Annotated in this window: 1 protein-coding gene; it reads right to left on the bottom strand. The window is 46.9% G+C overall.

Annotated features, from left to right (window positions below):
- Positions 1-1,865: molybdopterin-dependent oxidoreductase (locus tag B3O33_RS00320; protein WP_292362707.1), on the bottom strand; the 1,865-nt coding region annotated here is incomplete at its 3' end.
- Between the last annotated feature and the right edge of the window lie 286 nt (positions 1,866-2,151).

Here is a 2,151-nt window from a genome sequence, read left to right as displayed (position 1 = left end):
ACAAACTGATCGCCTTGTGCTTTGAGTTTATTATCCATATTGGCGTAACAGGAATTCAAGAAGCCATGACTCTTCGGAGAAATGATATTCAGCGGGAAACGTTTAGCCAGTTCAGGATTAGACTGAGGCGTTTCTCTTGAAGCCACGTAGTCAGGTAGGCTATCCAGCGGTTCACCAGGTTGAAAGCCGTCATACATCTGTCTGAACGGGCCGGCAACAAAGTTGGTGGCATCATCAATACGGAAATGACATTTGCCGGAAGCTGTTGGAAAATTTCCGACCTTATGTGGTGCCCGATTGTCTCTGGTACCCACATTAAGTCGTGCAAAACCATGTTCACGCAGATAGGCTAAATCAATGCCTTCACAGGCTGGAGAGTCCCAGTCCACATAGTTTTCCAGACATTCACTATCGTTCCATTTGAAATTTTCTTCTTCATAGCCCATTTTGGCAGCAAGGCGGCGGAAGATTTCATTGTTCGGAATGGCTTCACCGGGCGAATCAACACATTTTTCATTGTAGGTGAGATAGAGATGACCCCATGACAACACCATATCTTCCATTTCAGCACCCATTGATGCAGGCAAAACGATATCGGCAAATGAAGCGGTGTCAGATAGAAAATGTTCCGCCGATACCAGAAATAAATCTTCCCGCATGAGTCCCGCCACGATTTTGTCTGTTTCAGCCGCCTGAGTAACAGGATTGGCATTCCAGCACATCATCGATTTGATCGGAATATCAAGATTCATTTCATTGGTTAAGGCCCGGCCAATCTGAATCGCATTAATCACCCGAGTGCCTTCCGGAATTAAATCGGGACGACAGATAACATCAAATTTATAGGGGTGTTCCCATACCGGGAATTGTAAAGCGCCACCCCCAACATGTCGCCATGCGCCGACTAATGCCGGTAAGGAGCTGATAGCCCGAATGGCCTGACCTCCACCATAATTACGTTCCAAGGCAACCCCCAGACGAATGGCTGCAGGTTGAGTGGTGGCAAATTCGCGAGCAAGCTGTCGAATATCGTGAGCGCTTACTCCGGTAATATCTTCAGCCCATTCTGGTGTTCGTTGTTTAGCGCGTTCAGCCAGTTCGGCATATCCAACAGTATAGTTATCTACATAATCCTGATCGACTAATCCTTCCTCAATGATGGTGTGCATCATTGCCATAGCAAGCGCACCATCAGTGCCCGGTTTGGGGGCAATATGCCAATCGGCTTCTTTGGCTGTTTTGGATTTGTAAGGATCAATAACAATGACTTTGGCACCGCGTTTCTGAGCATCTTTAACGATATGCCAGTGATGCAGATTAGTGCTGACGGAATTGCAGCCCCAGATAATGATGTATTTAGAATGAATAAAGCTTTCCGGATCCACGCCAGCAGTTGGACCAACGGTTAACAGCCAGGCGGTACACGAGCCTTCACCACAAAAGGTACGTTCACAAACGGTCGCGCCCATTTTATTAAAGAAAGCATCGCCGCCATTCAGGCCATGAACCAGTCCCTGATTACCAAGATAACTATAAGGAATGATGGCCTGAGGCCCATATTCATCAATAATCGCTTTCCAGCGATCGGTGATTTCGGTGAGTGCTTCATCCCAGCTGATTTGTTCAAACTGGCCACTGCCCTTGGGGCCGGTTCGACGCATGGGATGTAAAACACGTTCGGGATGGTAATGACGTTTTTCGTAGTCTTTGAGTTTGACGCACAAGCCGCCACGGGTCATTGGATGGTCAGCATTACCCCGGACAGAGATTAACTGACCATTTTCAACTTCATAGACCATCGAACAGGTATCAGGGCAATCATGTGGACAACCGCCGTGATGAGTGGTTTTCAATACACTGGCCATAACAATTTGCCTCCCGAAATCATCTGCAACAAGTTTTATGACTATACATCAGTCTGGAACGGGAATTTTGCCCGCTATTTAGCCAAAATATAAAAATATATAACATTGTTTATACTCGGTTTTTTGGTCTTTATCCTGTATTAATCAATCATTCATAGGAATATGTTAGCTTCACCCGAAGGCTTGTTGATCTTTCATAGCCGCCTCTGTTGTGGCTGAAAATGCAACACTTATGTCCACGGATGGACTGTATGCCGGCGCGCCAGGGAGGCGCGCGCCGGCCTGT

This window comes from Methylophaga sp. UBA1464 (assembly GCF_002325665.1).
GTDB lineage: Bacteria > Pseudomonadota > Gammaproteobacteria > Nitrosococcales > Methylophagaceae > Methylophaga.
The sequence above is the reverse complement of the archived record's forward strand: the minus strand, read 5'-3'. Positions and strand labels throughout refer to the sequence as shown.